The sequence below is a fragment of the Jiulongibacter sediminis genome, from assembly GCF_001306455.1.
GTDB lineage: Bacteria > Bacteroidota > Bacteroidia > Cytophagales > Spirosomataceae > Jiulongibacter > Jiulongibacter sediminis.
Genome location: NZ_LGTQ01000006.1, coordinates 285,691 through 303,357 on the forward strand (window position 1 = coordinate 285,691; position 17,667 = coordinate 303,357).

General features: G+C 43.1%; 12 protein-coding genes and 1 tRNA gene. 8 read left to right on the forward strand and 5 right to left on the reverse strand.

The genetic code is table 11. From position 1 onward, the window contains the following. Positions 1 to 11 precede the first annotated feature (11 nt). From AFM12_RS07120 to AFM12_RS07130, 3 genes are read left to right on the forward strand one after another with little or no spacing between them, the layout of a single operon-like run. A complete protein-coding gene (locus tag AFM12_RS07120) occupies positions 12 to 1,190 on the forward strand; it encodes a 3-dehydroquinate synthase (RefSeq protein WP_055145897.1) in 1,179 nt (392 codons plus the stop codon). Continuing rightward, positions 1,171 to 2,388: a metabolite traffic protein EboE gene (gene eboE / locus AFM12_RS07125; RefSeq protein ID WP_055145900.1), complete on the forward strand. Its 1,218-nt coding sequence runs from the start codon at positions 1,171 to 1,173 to the stop codon at positions 2,386 to 2,388. Before AFM12_RS07120 ends, eboE begins: the two co-directional genes overlap by 20 nt. Continuing rightward, the gene (locus AFM12_RS07130) at positions 2,385 to 3,749 is read left to right on the forward strand and encodes an alkaline phosphatase family protein (protein ID WP_055145902.1); all 1,365 of its coding nucleotides are present in this window, start codon (positions 2,385 to 2,387) and stop codon (positions 3,747 to 3,749) included. Before eboE ends, AFM12_RS07130 begins: the two co-directional genes overlap by 4 nt. Before the next feature lie 37 nt (positions 3,750 to 3,786). Here AFM12_RS07130 and AFM12_RS07135 read toward each other — a convergent pair whose 3' ends face one another. The 4 genes from AFM12_RS07135 to AFM12_RS07150 all read right to left on the reverse strand — a co-directional run bounded on the left by AFM12_RS07135 (position 3,787) and on the right by AFM12_RS07150 (position 9,548). After that, positions 3,787 to 5,103 (reverse strand): sugar MFS transporter, encoded by a 1,317-nt coding sequence (locus AFM12_RS07135; RefSeq protein WP_055147791.1) that lies wholly within the window; start codon positions 5,101 to 5,103, stop codon positions 3,787 to 3,789. Positions 5,104 to 5,283: 180 nt separating this feature from the next. Further along, the gene (locus AFM12_RS07140) at positions 5,284 to 8,787 is read right to left on the reverse strand and encodes a sulfatase-like hydrolase/transferase (RefSeq protein ID WP_055145905.1); all 3,504 of its coding nucleotides are present in this window, start codon (positions 8,785 to 8,787) and stop codon (positions 5,284 to 5,286) included. 355 nt (positions 8,788 to 9,142) lie between these two features. After that, positions 9,143 to 9,424 carry a GIY-YIG nuclease family protein gene (locus AFM12_RS07145; RefSeq protein ID WP_055145908.1) on the reverse strand — a complete coding sequence of 94 codons (282 nt, stop codon included), beginning with the start codon at positions 9,422 to 9,424 and terminating at the stop codon, positions 9,143 to 9,145. A gap of 48 nt (positions 9,425 to 9,472) precedes the next feature. Continuing rightward, positions 9,473 to 9,548, reverse strand: a tRNA-Phe gene (locus tag AFM12_RS07150). Positions 9,549 to 9,783: 235 nt separating this feature from the next. Here AFM12_RS07150 and AFM12_RS07155 point away from each other — a divergent pair. The 4 genes from AFM12_RS07155 to AFM12_RS07170 all read left to right on the forward strand — a co-directional run bounded on the left by AFM12_RS07155 (position 9,784) and on the right by AFM12_RS07170 (position 15,617). After that, positions 9,784 to 11,106 carry a 4Fe-4S dicluster domain-containing protein gene (locus tag AFM12_RS07155; protein WP_055145911.1) on the forward strand — a complete coding sequence of 441 codons (1,323 nt, stop codon included), beginning with the start codon at positions 9,784 to 9,786 and terminating at the stop codon, positions 11,104 to 11,106. 77 nt (positions 11,107 to 11,183) lie between these two features. Then, positions 11,184 to 12,374: an anhydro-N-acetylmuramic acid kinase gene (locus AFM12_RS07160; RefSeq protein WP_055145914.1), complete on the forward strand. Its 1,191-nt coding sequence runs from the start codon at positions 11,184 to 11,186 to the stop codon at positions 12,372 to 12,374. A gap of 52 nt (positions 12,375 to 12,426) precedes the next feature. Further along, the gene (locus tag AFM12_RS07165) at positions 12,427 to 13,980 is read left to right on the forward strand and encodes a DUF1800 family protein (protein WP_157687319.1); all 1,554 of its coding nucleotides are present in this window, start codon (positions 12,427 to 12,429) and stop codon (positions 13,978 to 13,980) included. Beyond that, on the forward strand, positions 13,980 to 15,617 hold the full coding sequence (locus tag AFM12_RS07170; protein ID WP_055145920.1) for a DUF1501 domain-containing protein: 1,638 nt from the start codon (positions 13,980 to 13,982) through the stop codon (positions 15,615 to 15,617). Before AFM12_RS07165 ends, AFM12_RS07170 begins: the two co-directional genes overlap by 1 nt. Before the next feature lie 3 nt (positions 15,618 to 15,620). On the opposite strand, the gene msrA is transcribed toward AFM12_RS07170, so the two are convergent. Continuing rightward, positions 15,621 to 16,172 (reverse strand): peptide-methionine (S)-S-oxide reductase MsrA, encoded by a 552-nt coding sequence (gene msrA / locus AFM12_RS07175; protein WP_055145923.1) that lies wholly within the window; start codon positions 16,170 to 16,172, stop codon positions 15,621 to 15,623. A gap of 322 nt (positions 16,173 to 16,494) precedes the next feature. On the opposite strand from msrA, the gene AFM12_RS07180 reads away from it, so the two are divergent. After that, positions 16,495 to 17,379, forward strand: coding sequence for a PPK2 family polyphosphate kinase (locus AFM12_RS07180; protein WP_055145926.1), 885 nt, complete (start codon positions 16,495 to 16,497; stop codon positions 17,377 to 17,379). Positions 17,380 to 17,667 lie beyond the last annotated feature (288 nt).

The window sequence follows — 17,667 nt, forward strand, 5'->3', positions numbered from 1 at the left end:
TCTTTTGACTCATGAATATTAAACAACGTTTTGAGGTTCCTTTTGAATACTCCATCGAATTTACGGAAGGGGTATTTGAACCTGAAAATACGCTTCTCTCAGACTTCATAGCCGGAGAGAAAGGACCCAGTCAGGTGAAAGTGGGGGTGATCATTGATCAGAGTGTGGCACAAAACCACCCAACCCTGATTTCTAAAATCGACGACTATTTTAAGGCAATTCCCGGGGTTTCACTTTCTCATGAGCCCGTGGTTATAACTGGTGGCGAGGAAGCCAAAAACAACCTTAACACCTTCAAAGAAGTTCTTGATGTGATTGATCAGGGAAAAATAGATCGCCACTCCTACCTCATCGGAATCGGCGGTGGTGCCGTTTTAGATATGGTGGGTTTTGCGGCAGCTATCGGTCACAGGGGTATCCGACATATTAGAATCCCTACTACTGTTCTTTCTCAAAACGACTCAGGTGTAGGGGTGAAAAACGGTATCAACTTCTTTGGCAAAAAAAACTTCTTGGGAGCGTTCACTCCGCCGGTTTTGGTCATCAATGATTTTCATTTTCTTACGACGCTCTCTGACCGTGACTGGCGATCTGGCATGTCGGAAGCCGTGAAGGTAGCTCTTATAAAAGACAAAACCTTTTTCAACTGGCTGGAAGAAAATGCCGAAAAGCTGGCTCATAGAGATCTGGAAGCCATGAAAGTGCTGGTTTTTGAATGTGCTCGTTTGCATGCCGATCATATTGTTGGCAATAATGACCCTTTCGAATCAGGCTCCTCCAGGCCGCTGGATTTTGGTCACTGGGCCGCTCATAAAATGGAACAGCTTACGCAATTTGAAATCAAACACGGTGAAGCGGTGGCCATTGGTATCGCTTTTGATATTTATTACGGCGGCCTTGCAGAAATTATGTCTTCTGACAGCAGTGAACGTGTAATTAATGTATTGCATAAATTAGGCTTTGATACTTATCACCCTGTGTTATTGAACGAAACACAATCTGCCATCAATCCTGAGCTGATCAAAGGTTTGGAAGAATTCCGTGAGCACCTGGGTGGTGAACTTACCATTACTATGGTACCGGAAATCGGAACGAAAATAGACGTTCATCAAATGGACATAGACCTGCTCAATCAAGCGGCCCTAAACCTCAAAAAAACGATACGAAATCATGTTGCTGCAGAAGCATAAGGCTCATCTGACTTACTGTTCCAATATTCACCCCGGTGAGACCTGGAAAGATACTTTGGCAAACCTGGAGACCTACACCACTGAGGTAAGGGACAAAATGGGGGCAGAACGTTTTGGTATCGGTCTCAGAATATCTGGTGAAGCCTCAAAAGGCCTGTTGGAGGGAAATGCACTGAAAGAATTTAAAACCTGGCTGGATGCCAAAGACTTTTATGTGTTTACCATCAATGGGTTTCCTTATGGAAATTTTCATTCGCAAAGGGTCAAAGACCAAGTGCACAGCCCCGACTGGCTCAGTGAAGAACGCCTGGCGTACTCGAAACGCCTTTTCACCATTCTGAATACTTTGCTTCCAGAGGGTATGGATGGCGGAGTTTCCACCTCGCCGGTATCGTATCGTCATTGGTTTGAAAACCAAACCGAACTAACTGAAGCCAAGAAGAAAGGGGCTGACCAAATCGCAGATCTGGCTCTCCATCTATACCGGATGAAGCAGGAATCCGGCAAAAGTTTGCATTTGGATATGGAACCTGAGCCGGACGGTATTTTGGAAACGGGTGAAGAGTTTATTCAATATTATAACGAATTCATTCTGCCAGCAGCTATAGAAAGAATTTCAAGGGAAGCAGGGCTTTCTGCCTCAGCCGCAGAGGCGGTAGTGCGTGAGCACATCCAGATCTGCTTTGATGTCTGTCATTTTGCCGTAGGCTTTGAAAATATCGGTGAAGCTCTTCAAAATCTGAAAGAGCAAAAAATAAAGGTCGGCCGAATCCAGATCAGTGCGGCCTTAGGAACAGGACCCCTGAACACCTCTTCTGAATTTAAGTTGATAGGCCAGGAGCTGGAAACCTTTGACGAGCCAGTTTATCTGCATCAGGCCGTTTGTAAAGATGAAAAAGGTGGATTGACACGCTTTAAAGATTTAGGGCCCGCATTGGCGGTTTTTGAAAAAAACAAACCTGCTGAAATGCGGACGCACTTCCATGTCCCCATCTTTCTTGAAAACTATAAAACATTGGTCTCTACGCAAAAAGCCATTGTAGAAACCCTGAAACATTGGAAAAATGAACCCTTCACACCACACCTTGAGGTAGAAACTTACACCTGGGGTGTACTTCCAGAGGAAATGCAAACAGACATTGTAAGCTCAGTATGCCGTGAACTACAGTGGGTCATTGATACTTTAGATAGATTATGAACAGATTGGCCGTTATCGATATCGTTGGGCTTTCAGAAAAGTTGATCGGGGAACATACGCCCTTTTTGAGCCAATGGTTAAAAGATAAACATCTCAGCCAGATAGAACCTGTGCTGCCTGCCGTCACCTGCTCAGCCCAAACCACCTATCTTACAGGAAAATGGCCTTCTGAGCACGGAATTGTAGGCAATGGTTGGTTTTTTAAGGATACTCAGGAGGTTTCTTTATGGAAACAATCCAACAAACTGGTGCAGGCGGAAAACGTCTGGGATATCGCCAGGAAAAAGAATCCGGAGTTTACTGTAGCCAATATGTTCTGGTGGTTTAATATGTATTCCACTGCCGATTATACCGTTACTCCACGCCCCCAATACAGAGCCGATGGCCAGAAAAAACCAGACTGCTACGCCAAACCGGCCGCACTTCGTGATGAGCTGCAGCAGCAGTTAGGCACTTTCCCTTTGTTTGACTTCTGGGGGCCACGTACCACCATCAAATCCAGCAAATGGATAGCAGAAGCCTCGAAAGTGGTAGAGGAGAAATACAACCCTACTCTACTCCTGGTTTACCTGCCCCATCTGGATTATGTGCTGCAGAAGTTTGAGCAGGCCAACCCAAGTGTGGCTAAAGACCTTCAGGAAATAGATGAGCTTTGTAAAGATTTGATCAGCTACCTCGAAGGCCGGGGAATGGAGGTGATGGTCTTGTCAGAATATGGCATTTCAAAAGCTACGCAGCCGGTGCACCTCAACCGCCGCCTGAGAGAAAATGGGCTGATTCAGATTCGTGAAGAAAATGGACTGGAGCTGCTGGATGCCGGTGAGTCAAAAGCCTTTGCGGTGGCAGATCATCAGGTAGCTCATGTGTACATCAATGACCTATCTCAAAAAGAACAGGTAAAAAAAATACTAGAAGACACGCCGGGTGTAGAGCTGGTATTGGATGAAGAAGGAAAGAAAGAATATCATATTCAGCATGAGAGAGCAGGCGATTTAGTAGTGGTGGCAGCAGAAAACCATTGGTTTACCTATTACTACTGGCTTGACGACCAAAAGGCACCAGATTTTGCTCGAGTCGTGGATATTCATAAAAAGCCCGGGTATGACCCCGTAGAAATGTTTTTTGACCCAAAAAAGAAATTTGTTTTCCCTCGTCTGGCCTTTAAGCTTCTGAAGAAAAAACTGGGTTTCCGTACCCTGATGGATGTGATTCCGCTGGATGCCTCTCTGGTGAAAGGTTCACACGGTCGTGTCAATATTGACAATCAAGATAAACCCGTTCTGATCTCAAAAGAAGAAAAAGCAGCGTTGATTGACCCAACCCAAATTCAGGAACTGATTCTTCAGAAAATATTTGCCTGATGAAAAAAGGCCGGGAGAAAATTCCCGGCCTTTCTCTTTATTTCCAGCTCTTAATCTTATATCCGTACAAAGCGAAAAAGAGAATAATCACATAGCAGGGAATCAATATCCAGTATCCCGAAGTGGCCGCTGAAGCTGTTGCTTCCGTCAATTCAGTACCAGCAGAAACAAGTTTTTCTTTTCCCGCATCAACGAGCCTTCCATAGAGCGGAGGAATGATTGCCCCACCTGATATAGCCATAATCAACAAAGCCGAGGCGGTTTTGGTATGTTTTCCCAAACCATCTAATGTCAATGGCCAAACTGCGGGCCAAACCAAAGCATTGGCGATTCCGAGAGCTGCCACAAAAAGCACTGACGTAAAACCCGTAGTCATCAGAATACAAATGCTGAAAATAATACCCAATACTGCACTGATCTGAAGGGCGGTTTTCTGCTTCAGGTATTTCGGGATCAAAATAGCACCCAAGGCATACGTGGAAACCATTGCCATCAACGTATAGGTAGTAAAGAATTTAGACCGCTCACCAGAAAAACCCAGCGAAATACCATAGGAAATAATGGTATCACCCGCGATAACCTCCGCACCCACGTATACAAAAAGAGTAAAAACACCGAGCCATAAGTGCGGGTATTGAAAAATCGTCTTCCCGGCTCCTCCGGTTGATGTTTCGTCGTCCGTTTCTTCGGCCTCTACATGAGGAAGAGGAGCTTTTCTGATTAGAATGCCGAGTAAAAAAAGAACACCCGCCATAACCAGATATGGAACAAAAACGCTATTGGCCATTTGATCAAGAATGACCGATTTTTCACCAGTGGAAACTGTGGTTAGCTTTTCTTTGATTTCATCAATACCACTGAGCAACAAAGCTCCGAATATGAGCGAGCCCAAAGCTCCCGCAGTTTTGTTGGCAATCCCCATAATGGCGATTCGCTTAGCTCCACTTTCTATTGGGCCCAGAATGGTGATGTAAGGATTGGAAGCGGTTTGAAGCAGAGTCATACCTGTGCCCTGAATAAAAATACCAGCCAGAAACATCCAGTAGGTTCGGGCATTAGCTGCTGGTATAAAAATTAATGCCCCGACAGCCATGATAAACAGACCAATAGACATGCCCTTTCGGTAACCCGTTTTTCTCAATACCCAGGAGGCCGGTAAGCCCATCACTACAAAAGAGATATACGAGGCTGAAGCCACCAGATACGATTGGGCATCGGTGAGCTCATTTATGGTTTTCATGAAAGGAATAAGGGCTCCATTAATCCAGGTGACAAAACCGAAGATAAAGAAAAGGGCCGCGATAATACTGATGGCAACGAGGTTCGTTGACTTAGGGTTTTTAGCTTCTGCCATAAGGGTTGATTTTAGAAGTGAGTACTTTTCTACTCGCAATTAAAGGATGATTGAGCAGGATGACTAATTTTTAAAATATTTTATTAATTGCGGGGCTTTAATTAAGCCCTGTAAAAAAGTCTCTGTTTATCCGTTAAACCCTTAAGATGAAAAAACGCCAGCTGCCTTTCTTGCGAGAAATTAAAATGAATTAATCACCAGCTGTATTTCGTGTTTTCCAGGGCCTAGCCTAACCGTGCTAAAGCCTGAGTTAACCTTTAGTCCATTATGCATGAGTTCTTTTCCAGGGGCCGGAGCAATCTCAAATTCTGCAACCATATTGGCCGGTATTTCAATTTCAAATACTTGTAAACGCGGATTTTTGAATTGATAATAGCCCTTGATGGGTCCGAGAATGGTCGGAACCTCAATTTCACTATTTTTCAAACTACCCATCTGAGGTTTAATTTGGGCTACACCAAAACCAGGTGTTTTAGGCTGTATGCCCCAAAGCCCTCGGGGAATACTATTTGCCGGTACGGCTCCCCAGGCATGATTCCAGTCAAGGTTGTTTTTATATTTCAGATCCCAAGCCTCCAGCGTCATGGTAGAACCCGCTCTGATCATATTATACCAGCTTCTATCTGAGGTATCGGTTAAAAGCTGCAGGGCGTAATCAGCAGCTCGGGCGTTATATAGACCGTCCATTAAGTATTGTGAACCATAAACACTACAGGCCATTCCTCTTGATTTGATATGCCCTACCACCGAATGAATATGCTCATTCGGTACTATGTTAAAAGCCAATGGCAGCATATTGGCATGCAGGGCCGCATGGTCTGTGCCTATTCCATCTACATAAACACCACGACTATAATCAAACATTTTTTCATTGATGGCCTTTTTGGCTTTGAGAGCACGAATCTCAAACTCCAAAGACTCTTGTGTTTTGCCCATAACCCTTGCAAACTCTGACATGATTTTCATGTTTTGATAATAGAAGGCATTGACGACGGTATTGTATTCTTTGAAAACATAGGCGTCACGCTCGCCTTTGTTCGAGGGGTCACCACCCCAGCCTGCCGATGGCCAGTCTACAATGTCCCTGAAAGTCTCCTTCATATCTTTTGGGAAACCCAGGTTTGCCATCAATTCCGGGGTCATTTTGCTTGATGTAATTAGCCCGTCTTCATTAGCCAGTTCATAAAGCGTTTTATGTTTCAATTGATCATAATACTTCTCAATTAACTCGGTATTGCCGGTGTACATATAATCAGCGTAGAACATCAGAGCCACATGTAGCTGCCACTCTGTGGGCCAGGTAGGGTGCTCCATGAAATACTCAATGGTTTGCCGGGCAATGGCATACTCTCTATCCGTAGTGTAATGGCTCAGTTGATTTAGATAAGCATCCGCCTCATAAGGAATTCTCTCACGATCGCCGTCGACATACAGACCATTAAACGTAGTCGCTTTTATCGTGTATTTACAAATCTCCCAAACCTGATTCAGAATATCATTGGAGCTCGTGAAACGGCTTGATGAATCTTCCCAATAACTATGATAAGCCAATTGAGTAAAACTCTCTTCGGCTATGGGCTCTTTGGCTCCTTCTATTTCGGCGTATCTGAAAGGCATCAAAACCGGAAAACCCTCAGGTAACGGAAGAGCCTTGCCCGGTAGTGTATTTCTTTTATCGGGTTCTATTTGCAGTTGATAGTGTGTCTGGCCAGGCTTCACTTCCATTTTGATCTCCTGATACCGGATATGGCTTTGAGGAAAAGGGGCCCGATTGATGTTTTTCCCATCTAGCTGCTCCCCTATTCTGATGGTTAAAACATGCTCTTTTCTAGCTTTATAGGTAAACTCCAGAGTACTAAAAGCGGCCTTGCCAAAATCAAGAAAGTAGCTTTGATCTCTTTTCTCAAAAACCTTGGGTTTGATATGCTCAATTTGAAAACTGTTGGGAGTTGTAATCGTTTTTTCGGCAGTACCCATCGTAAAACTTTGGATCCCGGAGTATCTTGAAAGCCTGTTTTCCTGATCCCAGATACGTACTTTCCAGAAATAGCTTTTACCAACAACTAAGGGCTTTCCGCCATATTCCACGTTAAAAGACTTGTTGGTACGAACCTGTTCACTATTCCAGATATCACCAATGTTCTTCTTTATGTTTTCTTCTGTGGAGGCCACAAGTATTTGATAAGCCGATTGTGTAACCGCACCGTCAGGAACTACCCAACCAAACTCCGGCTGTTCATCCAGAATTTTGACACCTTCGGTGTTTCTTATCCATTCAATGGTCAATTGACCCGGGCCTTCAGAATAAGCATCTGAATGTTCTAAAATCAGTCGGTCAGTAGCTTTTCGAAATGCATTTAGTTTTTGCTCATAACCCTGCACCTTTATCAGATTATTGACTTCATCTGGGTCCTCTTTCAGGTTATAGAGTTCCTCAATAGATTGATCATTGACATACCTGAAATATTTCCAATCTTTAGTTCTTACGCCTTCGCTCGGTGGAATATTATCAAATTCCCATAGATGTTCAATGAGCACGGTATCCCTTTTCAGGTCGTGCGACTTGTCTTTTACTATGGGGACTAAACTCTTGCCATGCCATTCTTTAGGAGCCGTAATACCGGCAAGATCCAAAATCGTTGGAGGCACGTCTATATTGAGAGCCATAACCTCACTTTCATTGCTTTTGAGATTTCGCGGGTCATAAACAATTAAAGGAACCCTGATGGAATTGTCATACATCAGCCATTTGCCGGCCAGCTGCCTTTCGCCCAGAAAATAGCCATTATCACCCATTAAAATGATGATGGTGTTTTGGTCAATGCCTTTTTTTGAGAGCTCCCGACGAATATTGGCAATCTCGCGATCGATACCCGCAATCATGCGGTAATACCCTTTTACACTGTGCTGGTATTTTTCGGGGGTGTCATATCGCCAGGTCCATCGTAAACGGTTAAAACCATCCCTAACAATTTTGGGCAAAGCCTCGAAAAAATTATCCTCACCAAGGTTTGGCCCGGGAATAACCACCTCCCGCAAGAGTTCATCTGATTCCTTTTGCCAGAAATATTGCTCCTTTGCTGAGTCATGAGCGTGTGGAGCACTGAAACTCAACGAAAGACAAAAAGGCTTGTCGGGGTCTGTTCTTTGAATGAAATCAATCGCTTGCTGGCCGGTGTAGCGGGTAAGGTGAACCGTGTCTTTGCCTATCGTCTTATAATAATACCCTCTTTTGTCAGGGTAAGCATTGTTTCGATCATACGACTCAAACTCGTCAAACTGCTTTTCTAAATGCTCATACCTGACCCCGTATTTGCCATAAAAGCCCGTTCTGTACCCATTCTCTTTCAGAATTCTCGGGTAGGAGGTCGTCATGTATGATTCCCTGATATTTCCTGTCTGAAAATTGAAATTATGCTGGCGTTCATACATTCCGGTAAGAATGCTTGCCCTGCTTGCCGCACAAATCGGGGTAGTTACCATAGCATTCCTGAAATAGGTTCCTTCGCTCGCCAACTTGTCCATTTCAGGTGTGGATACCAGCTCATTGCCAAAATAACCAAGGGCGTCAAACCGCTGATCATCAGTAAGAATAAAAATAATGTTTGGCTTTTCAGAGCCCGAATCCTGAGCATGAAGTACAAAGAAGTGAAAGCCCAGAAAGAGAAAAAATACAATTCTCATTGTTCTGTTTATTAACTCAAAAAATCATTCAAGTGCATCTCAAAACTTCTGGTAGCTTGTCTGAAAACTTAGTAACAACTCGCCGTCTTCCTGTATTTGGGAAGCGAATGAAATTATGGTTTTGAGATCCACATAAACTTAAGCCATTCATGCTAAGTTTTTGATAAAGTAGGGCTTTTATTCGTGGAAGTCAGTCCTGACGTATCCTAGGATTAGGTTGATTTGATCATTGAAAGAAGTACTGAAAACGAAAAAAGGCCAGCTTCTCAGCTGACCTTTATATGGTGGTGATGGACGGTCCCTCCCGATAGCTATCGGGATATCGGGAGAACCGCCGACACAAGGATTTAGAGTTTTACAATAATTGAAGTTTATCAACCATTTCTGGATACTTCTTTAAGTTCTGTATATACTTAGTTGACTTCATAGACTTTATTTTCTTTTCAATTTTTAGGGCCTTTGCCCGATTATCGCACTCAATAAGAAGAAACGTTTGCCAATCACTTGTCTGTTTCGTGAAAGCCTTTTGACGCCTACCTTCATTATGCTCTATGAGACGTTCAACAGGAAAAGCTGATTCACCTATATAATATTTTAAAATGCTTGAAGAGTAGAGGATATAAACATAGTGTTTCATTGACATGGATTTTAAATAAAAAAGCCGACTCTTTCGAATCGGCTTTCCTGGTGGTGATGGACGGAATCGAACCGCCGACACAAGGATTTTCAGTCCTTTGCTCTACCAACTGAGCTACATCACCATTGTGATTACACCACCATTCCCATATTTTGGGAGTGCAAAAATAGATAAAAAGGTTTTCTGCACAAATAATTTCAGTTTTTCTATAAAAAATAATTCCAGCCGCTTCTTCTGCATTACTTCCTCTAAAAATCTCGATCTCAATCCCTCTCCTCCCCTCTTTCATTTCTCATTCCTTTTTCTCATTTTTGTTTTAGTATGCTTGCATACTATTTTCATCAACCTTTGATTATCTCATGGCCTATATTCAGCAAGTCTTGTTTCTGATCGTTTTCGCGGCAGCCGCCTATCTCATTGCCCGTCGGATTGTTTTAATCAAAAAAACCATTCAACTCGGCAAATCCGATGACCGTACCGATCAGCCCGGCGTTCGATTAAAAACGATGTTGAGAATTGCTTTTGGGCAGAAAAAAATGTTTGACCGACCCTTGGTGGGTCTTCTTCACTTTTTGGTCTATGCCGGATTCATTCTTATCAATATTGAGATTTTGGAAATCATTATAGACGGCCTGTTTGGTACTCACCGCGTATTAGCGAAACCTTTAGGAAGTTTTTACCCCGTTATTATTAACTTTTTTGAAGTTTTGGCTCTCGGAGTCATCATAGCCTGTGTTGTCTTTTTGATTCGTAGAAACATTCTGAAAATTGGTCGCCTCCACCCTTCAAGCTCCAAAGAAATGAAGGGCTGGCCGGCAATGGATGCCAACCTGATCCTCATCTTTGAAATTGCTTTGATGATGGCCTTTCTGAAAATGAATGCAGCTGATAGTATCCTTCAAAGTCGTGGTGTAGGCCACTTCGCAGAAACGCAGACAGGTTCATTTCTGATCAGCTCCTGGCTTGCACCATTTATGGAGCCATTCTCTTCTGATATTCTTCAATTTACCGAACGTGGTGCCTGGTGGTTTCATATTGTTGGTATTTTGTTTTTTGCACTTTATGTCACGTATTCAAAGCATTTGCACATTGGCCTTGCTTTCCCGAATACCTATTTCGCCGACCTGAAACCAAGAGGTCAGATGAGCAATATGCCCGCCGTCACCAAAGAGGTAAAAATCATGATGGAGCTGGAACAACCCTCTGAAAATGAGGAAGAAGTAGGGCGATTCGGAGCAAAAGATGTGGAAGACCTGAGCTGGAAAAACCTCATGGATGCTTACAGCTGCACCGAGTGTGGTCGTTGTACTTCGCAATGCCCGGCAAATATCACAGGCAAAGCCCTTTCCCCTAGAAAAATCATGATGAGTACCCGAGACAGGCTGGAGGATATTCAAAAAGGCTGGCTTAAAAACGGGTATGATTTTAAAGATGAAAAAAGCCTCAATGGTGACTACATCACCGAAGAAGAGCTTCTGGCCTGCACCAGCTGCAATGCCTGTGTAGAGGCCTGTCCCGTTCTGATCAATCCATTAGACATCATTTTGCAGCTACGCAGATATAATGTCATGGAAGAATCAAAAGCTCCGCAAAGCTGGAATATGATGTTTCAAAACCTTGAAACCAACATGGCTCCATGGAAATTCTCGCCAGACGATCGTATGAAATGGGTATCGGAATAGTTTTCAGTATGCAGCTACAGTGGGTAGTATTAATGTAACTTTGCCTACTGCCACTGCCCACTGTAAACTCAAAGCAAATGAACCCTTCGATTGAAAAACTTCATCACATCGCTCAAAAAGAAAGTCGGCTTATCATCGGTCTGATGTCAGGCACTTCTCTTGACGGCCTGGATGTTGCCCTTTGTCGGTTTTCAGGTGACGGGCAAAATACTGAGGTAGAGTTACTTGCCTTTGAGACTATGCCTTTTGAAGAGGGTGTCAAAGCCGAAATCAGGAAGGTGTTTGCTAAAAAAGAAGTTGACTTTCATCACCTCTGCATGCTCAACCCCTGGATTGGGAACCTCCACGGTCAATTGGTCAATGAATGCTTGAAAAAATGGGGGAGAAGAGCTGAAGAAATTGACCTCATCGCCAGTCATGGGCAAACGGTAATGCACATGCCTAAGCGACTGCACAAAAACGAGCTTTTCCCAAACTCAACACTCCAAATAGGAGATGCTGATCATTTGGCCAGAGAAGTCGGGGTTATCACACTTTCAGATTTCAGACAAAAGCATTGTGCAGCGGGTGGAGAAGGAGCACCTTTGGCTTTGTATGGAGACTTTCTTTTGTTTTCTTCCAAACAGGAAAATCGCGTTTTGATCAATATTGGCGGCATCGCCAATTTTACTTTTTTACCCTCATCAGGTGATTTCTCAAAGGTTTTTGCAACGGACACAGGCCCCGGTAACACCTTGATTGACGCCTTTACTCAAAAGCATTTTGGTAAGCCCTACGACGAGAACGCTAAAATTGCAAGGAAGGGCAAGGTCTCTAAAAAATTTCTGGAAGCACTTTTAGAGCATGAGTATTTCTCACAACCTGTACCAAAAACGACTGGTCCTGAACTGTTTAACCTCCATTATCTAGAGATGGCCATTATAAAAAGTAGCGTAAACATTTCAAATGAAGATATTCTTCAAACGCTTTGCCATTTTACCGCCCAAAGTCTCACACATGAAATCAAAAGATCTGTCTCTTTAGATTCAAAAACCACCCTCTATCTAAGTGGGGGCGGTATGCACAACCCCTTGCTGGTTGAATTGATCAAACAAGAATTGCCTCAAATTGCCGTTGAAGTCATGGATAAACTTGGGGTTTCAGGCGATGCCAAGGAGGCTGTCTTATTTGCGGCTCTGGCTAATGAAACCCTTGCCGGGTCGGGTTTTATTTCTCCCGGAAACCCTAAGGAACAGTTTTTTATGGGTAAAATATCATTACCTCTTTAAGCTCAAGCGTTTAATTTGACGTATTTTTGATCAATACATTTTCATTTTGCCCGTGGCAATAAAATCTATTTCAAGATCAGCGTTTTTTGATAAATTATTCAGCAATAATAACTTACGTGCAGTAAGTAGTTTGGATGAATATACCTCTCCTTTAAACAAAGCAGAGGTTTATCACTTATTGAAACGCTGCTGCTACTCTATTGATGTTTCATTTGCAAATTCGCTGATTGGTAAAACGGCGAGAGAGGTGGTCAACCTCCTGATCAATAACGCAACCAACAGAACAATTCCTGCTCCACCTTTTGATGTTAATCAAGGTTTTAGAAACCCTCAGCTTCTGCCCGCCGAGCAATATCAGGACGAAAGAAATAAAAATCTGACGGCTCATTTTGCTCAAAACAAACAGCTTATTGAGTGGTGGATAGACCTGATGCGAAAGGATACCAAAAGTCTCGGCGAAAAGGTCACTTTTATGTGGCATTCGCATTTTACCACGCAATATGAAGGTAACGAACCGATTTCGGCTCAGTACATGTATCGGCAGAATCAGCTACTCAGAAGGCAGTTTCTTGGTGATTTTAAATCCTTTCTGGAGCAAATAACCATTGACGGAGCCATGCTCCAATACCTAAACGGTAGTCAGAATATCAAAGATGCTCCGAATGAGAACTACGCCCGGGAGCTTTTTGAGCTATATTCAGTCGGCATAGGCGATGGCCATTACACAGAAGACGATATACGTGAAGCTGCAAAGGTGCTAACAGGCTGGAAAGCCACGCACTTCCTGGAAGAAACCGAGATTTATCAACCATACCTCAGGGTCAATCAATTCAGTACAGATACTAAGACTGTTTTTGATACTGAATTTGTGGTAGACTATGAGGTCAATCAGACCAACGTTTTCAAAAACTCCATCCAGAAACTCATGCAGGTTACTCTGGATAAAAAGGGGGAAGAAGTTTCCCGTTTTATTATGGGGAAAATGTACCGGGCTTTCGTTTATAACAACCCTGATACCGACGAAAATGAGACCGTCAAAGAGCTTGCTGCCTATTTCAGATCGAATGGTTTTGATACTAAAAAAGCTTTAATAAAGCTTTTGACAAGTCAACATTTCTTTGATGCCAATAATCATGGGATATCCATAAAATCTCCGTTGGAAAGCTTCCTGAACTTCACGGCTCATTTTGACCTGTCAAATGAAGAACTTAGAATCGCTCTTAAAGATTATGGTCAGGAATTACTGAACCCTCCGGATGTTAGCGGATGGAAAGGCTACCGAAGCTGGGTAAATACTAAGTCATTGCCGGGTTTTATTGAAAGTTTCACCACTATTCTCAACAGCAAGTCAGACCTGTACGTTGGTGAGTGGGCTTCAAAGCTGGATAACTATAACGATGCCTACGGTTTAACCGAAAGCCTGGCTCTTCTCTTTTTTGGAAGGGTACCCACTGAAAGCAGACTTAAGAAAGTGGAAAATGCTTTGCTTGGAGGGGCTCCATATTATGAGTGGCCGGAGATAGCTGCCAATAAAGAAAATGCCGGAATCAGAGTTAAGGTAGCTTTGAGAGATATGTTTAAAATGCCTGAATTTTACTTAATCTGATGGATAGAAGATCGTTTATAAAGAATACTTCAGTGGGGCTGGGTGCCGTAGGACAGATGAGAGTAGGCCAGATGAACCTGTCTTCTTTTGACTCGCTCTATCAGGTAGATGAGGAGAATGACAATATTCTGGTGATCGTTCAGTTGTTTGGTGGAAACGACGGTATCAATACCATTATTCCTCACGAGTGGCCTGATTATTATGACCGTTTCAGGCCACGCCTGCACATACCTTCTGATGCTTCCATTGGCTTTGCTGATCCAAAGCTGGGTATCGCCATGCACCCGTCCTTAACAAATGGGGTAAATGAGGGCATGCTGGGCATGTACAAGAACGGAAAACTATCTGTTATTCAGGGGGTTGGATACCAAAACCCTAACCTTTCCCATTTCAGATCTACGGATATCTGGTTCTCGGGAATCGTCCCGTATAACGATGGCCAAAAGTTACCGACGGGTTGGTTAGGTAGATATTTTGATCAATACCAAAATAAAGAATTGCCGGAAAGCCCGTATTGTATTCACGTAGGGGAGAGCCCTTTGCTTTTGTTTCAAGGGGAAAATAAAGAGAGTGCCATTTTGCTGGAAGACCCTGAAGAGCTTTTTGATCAGGGAAAGTCTGTAGAAAGTGAGAAAATAGAACTTGGAGAGCAAAGTCTTTTCGCTGACGAATTCAATTATATCAATGAAGTTGGTGTCCGCATCAATCACTTCTCAAAATCCATCAAAGAGGCTTTCGATAGGGGCAGCAACCGTGAAGATTATCAGGCTGATAACCTCTCAAACCAGATGAAGCTGGTAGCCAGGCTTATTGACGGAGGCCTGAAAACCAAAGTCTATTCGGTAAGTCTCGGAGGTTTTGATACCCATGCAGGCCAAGGTGCACTGGGCGGTGTTCACAGCCAGCTTCTATATCAAATGAGTGCTGCCATTTCTTCGTTTCAGTCTGATATTGAGAAACTCGGGCACAGCTCAAAAGTGGTAGGCATTACCGTCTCAGAGTTTGGCCGCAGGCCTTATGAAAATGCCAGCTCAGGTACTGATCATGGAACTGCCAACGTGATGTTTGCCTTTGGTGATGAAGTAAAGCCTGAGGTTTTTGGAAGCAATGTCGCTTTCCTGCCATTTTTTGATGCTGAAAATCTGGCTTATCGATATGATTTCAGAAGCATCTATCAGGAAATCATGAGAACCTGGTTTGGTGCCTCCACTTTCCTTTCTGAGACGGTTTTGGGTGGCAAGTTCGCCCTTATTGACAAAGTTGGTTTTCTTAAAAGTACGCAACCAGACGCCTCTTTACCGGCAGAGCCCGTGGTCCCTGAAATTAATCAGGATCCCAAATCACCTAACAACCCTTACAGCCCCTACAGCGTAACTGAGCAGGATAAGTTTACGGCTTTCCCAAACCCTACAACTGACGGCAAGTTTGTCTTGAGCATGATCCTTTACGTAGAGTCTGATGTCGCCATCAGCCAGGTCGACTTTAAGGGTCGCGAAATGGGCGAATTATTGAAAAAGAAGAACTACAGACCCGGTTCATACTTCTTACCACTTGAACTAAGAGGTGGTGCTGGGCTGCATATTTTGCATATCAAAGTTGGTCACAGAAACCATTACGTTAAGGTAATGAAGCTGTAAGGCTTACTTCAGCTTATCAGCAAAAATCTTCTTGAACTTCTCAACCTTAGGCCTAACCACCATGGTGCAGTAAGGGTTTTGGTCACCTGTTTTATTCAAATAATTTTGGTGATAGTCCTCGGCAATATAAAACTCGGTAGCAGGTTCCAGAGTCGTAACAATGGGGTCTTGATAATAACCGGAGGCATCAAGTTCTTTAATAATACCTTCAGTTATCAGCTTTTGCTTCTGGTCATGATAAAAAACGGCAGAACGATACTGCGTGCCTACATCACCACCCTGACGATTAAGCGTAGTAGGATCATGGGTTTTGAAAAACACCTCCAGAAGCTCCTCCAAACTGGTTTGCCCGGCATCATAGGTGATCTGAATCACCTCAGCATGACCAGTTTGTCCCGTACAAACTTCCTTATACGTCGGGTTCTTGGTGTGCCCTCCCATGTACCCACTTTCCACAGTCTTTACACCACGAAGCTGCTGAAAAACAGCCTCTGTACACCAAAAACAACCACCTGCAAGGGTGGCTACTGAATATTCTTTTCCCTCAGAATTCATCTCTTTTTTCCTAAATTGCTTCAGTAAAGAAACACAAAAGCTGACCCAATTAGTTTAGCTGTCGACGCGATTTCATTCTTTAGAAATAAGATTTCCTTATTATCAAAATACTGTTTAAAGTACAATTAATTTTTTGATAAAAAGAGTTTTAGAAACGCACCCAAAGGTCAAAAAATTAATTGTACGAGTTTATTTTGACAATGTTTTTTTGATTACTTTTTTTCGAAAAAAAGTAATGCCCGCCTGGCGAAGGCAAATGTATCAATTGGGGATAATGATTCTTATTACCATTCATTTCCAATAAACACTTAATAATTGATTTATGTCAAAAATAAACGCCTCAGACTACTCTTTTAACGGAACCGGAGGTTTCGAAATAAAAAACTCCAAAACCTCCGTTCCTTCATTTTACGAAGACAAAAAAGACTTCAAAAAACAGCTGAAAAGTCTTCAAAAAGACATCGACAAGCTGCAGGAAATGATGTACGCCCATAATAAATGGGGTATCCTGGCGGTTTTTCAGGCCATGGATGCCGCCGGCAAAGACAGCACCATGCGAGAGGTTTTCAAGCGTGTTCATCCGTTGGGTACCAGCTTTTACTCTTTCAAAAGACCAAGCGAAGAGGAGCTGGACCACGATTATCTCTGGCGATGCATGAAACAGCTGCCCGAACGGGGAAAAATCAAAGTCTTTAACCGCTCGTATTACGAGGAAGTGCTGGTGGTGAAAGTGCACGAAAGTATCTTACATCAAGGACAGCGTATTCCGGCCGAGTTAAGAGGAGATGACGTTTGGGAGAAACGATATCAGGACATCGTGAATTTTGAGAATTACCTTCAAAACAACGGCATCGTTGTGGTCAAGTTCTTCCTCAATGTCTCTAAAGAAGAGCAGGGGAGAAGACTGATCGACCGTATCAATGAGGCTGACAAAAACTGGAAGTTTGAGGAAGGAGATATCAAAGAGCGTGGCTATTGGAACGACTATCAGCAAGCTTATGAAGACCTCATCAACGCTACTTCCACCGAGCGAAGCCCCTGGCATATCATCCCAGCCGACGACAAGAAAAATATGCGGCTCATAGTAGCCCAAACCATCAAAGAAGCTCTGGAAGCCCTTCCCATGAGCTACCCCGAAGCCGACGAAGCCCGGCAGGTGGAGCTAAAGCGGTTTATTGAGATTATTGAGGGGCAGAATATCTCATAGTGATTATTAAAAATGAGGCTTTACATCTACGCGTTTCTTCTACTTTCCACTATATCAGGGGTTTTCATCTTCGAGTATGCCGCCCTAAATACTATGGTTAGTTTAAAAATACGAAACTGAATTTGTTTCAGACTGTATTTCAGTTATTTCTAGAAAGAACCTTTGTAAAACTCTCATTTTGTGTCACGTAATGACTTTTATATGTGGGTTACTTTTTATACGGTTATTAATTTTTCGAAATAGGTTTGAACCTAGGTTATAGTAAACTTGGGATCCCAATCATCCATA

What these genes read in the sequence shown, in the direction of transcription:
- eboE (WP_055145900.1), top strand. Translation starts at nt 1,171, where the DNA reads ATGTTGCTGCAGAAGCATAAGGCTCATCTGACTTACTGTTCCAATATT.
- AFM12_RS07130 (WP_055145902.1), top strand. Translation starts at nt 2,385, where the DNA reads ATGAACAGATTGGCCGTTATCGATATCGTTGGGCTTTCAGAAAAGTTG.
- AFM12_RS07170 (WP_055145920.1), top strand. Translation starts at nt 13,980, where the DNA reads ATGGATAGAAGATCGTTTATAAAGAATACTTCAGTGGGGCTGGGTGCC.
- AFM12_RS07120 (WP_055145897.1), top strand. Translation starts at nt 12, where the DNA reads ATGAATATTAAACAACGTTTTGAGGTTCCTTTTGAATACTCCATCGAA.
- AFM12_RS07155 (WP_055145911.1), top strand. Translation starts at nt 9,784, where the DNA reads ATGGCCTATATTCAGCAAGTCTTGTTTCTGATCGTTTTCGCGGCAGCC.
- AFM12_RS07135 (WP_055147791.1), bottom strand. Translation starts at nt 5,103, where the DNA reads ATGGCAGAAGCTAAAAACCCTAAGTCAACGAACCTCGTTGCCATCAGT.
- msrA (WP_055145923.1), bottom strand. Translation starts at nt 16,172, where the DNA reads ATGAATTCTGAGGGAAAAGAATATTCAGTAGCCACCCTTGCAGGTGGT.
- AFM12_RS07160 (WP_055145914.1), top strand. Translation starts at nt 11,184, where the DNA reads ATGAACCCTTCGATTGAAAAACTTCATCACATCGCTCAAAAAGAAAGT.
- AFM12_RS07145 (WP_055145908.1), bottom strand. Translation starts at nt 9,424, where the DNA reads ATGAAACACTATGTTTATATCCTCTACTCTTCAAGCATTTTAAAATAT.
- AFM12_RS07140 (WP_055145905.1), bottom strand. Translation starts at nt 8,787, where the DNA reads ATGAGAATTGTATTTTTTCTCTTTCTGGGCTTTCACTTCTTTGTACTT.
- AFM12_RS07180 (WP_055145926.1), top strand. Translation starts at nt 16,495, where the DNA reads ATGTCAAAAATAAACGCCTCAGACTACTCTTTTAACGGAACCGGAGGT.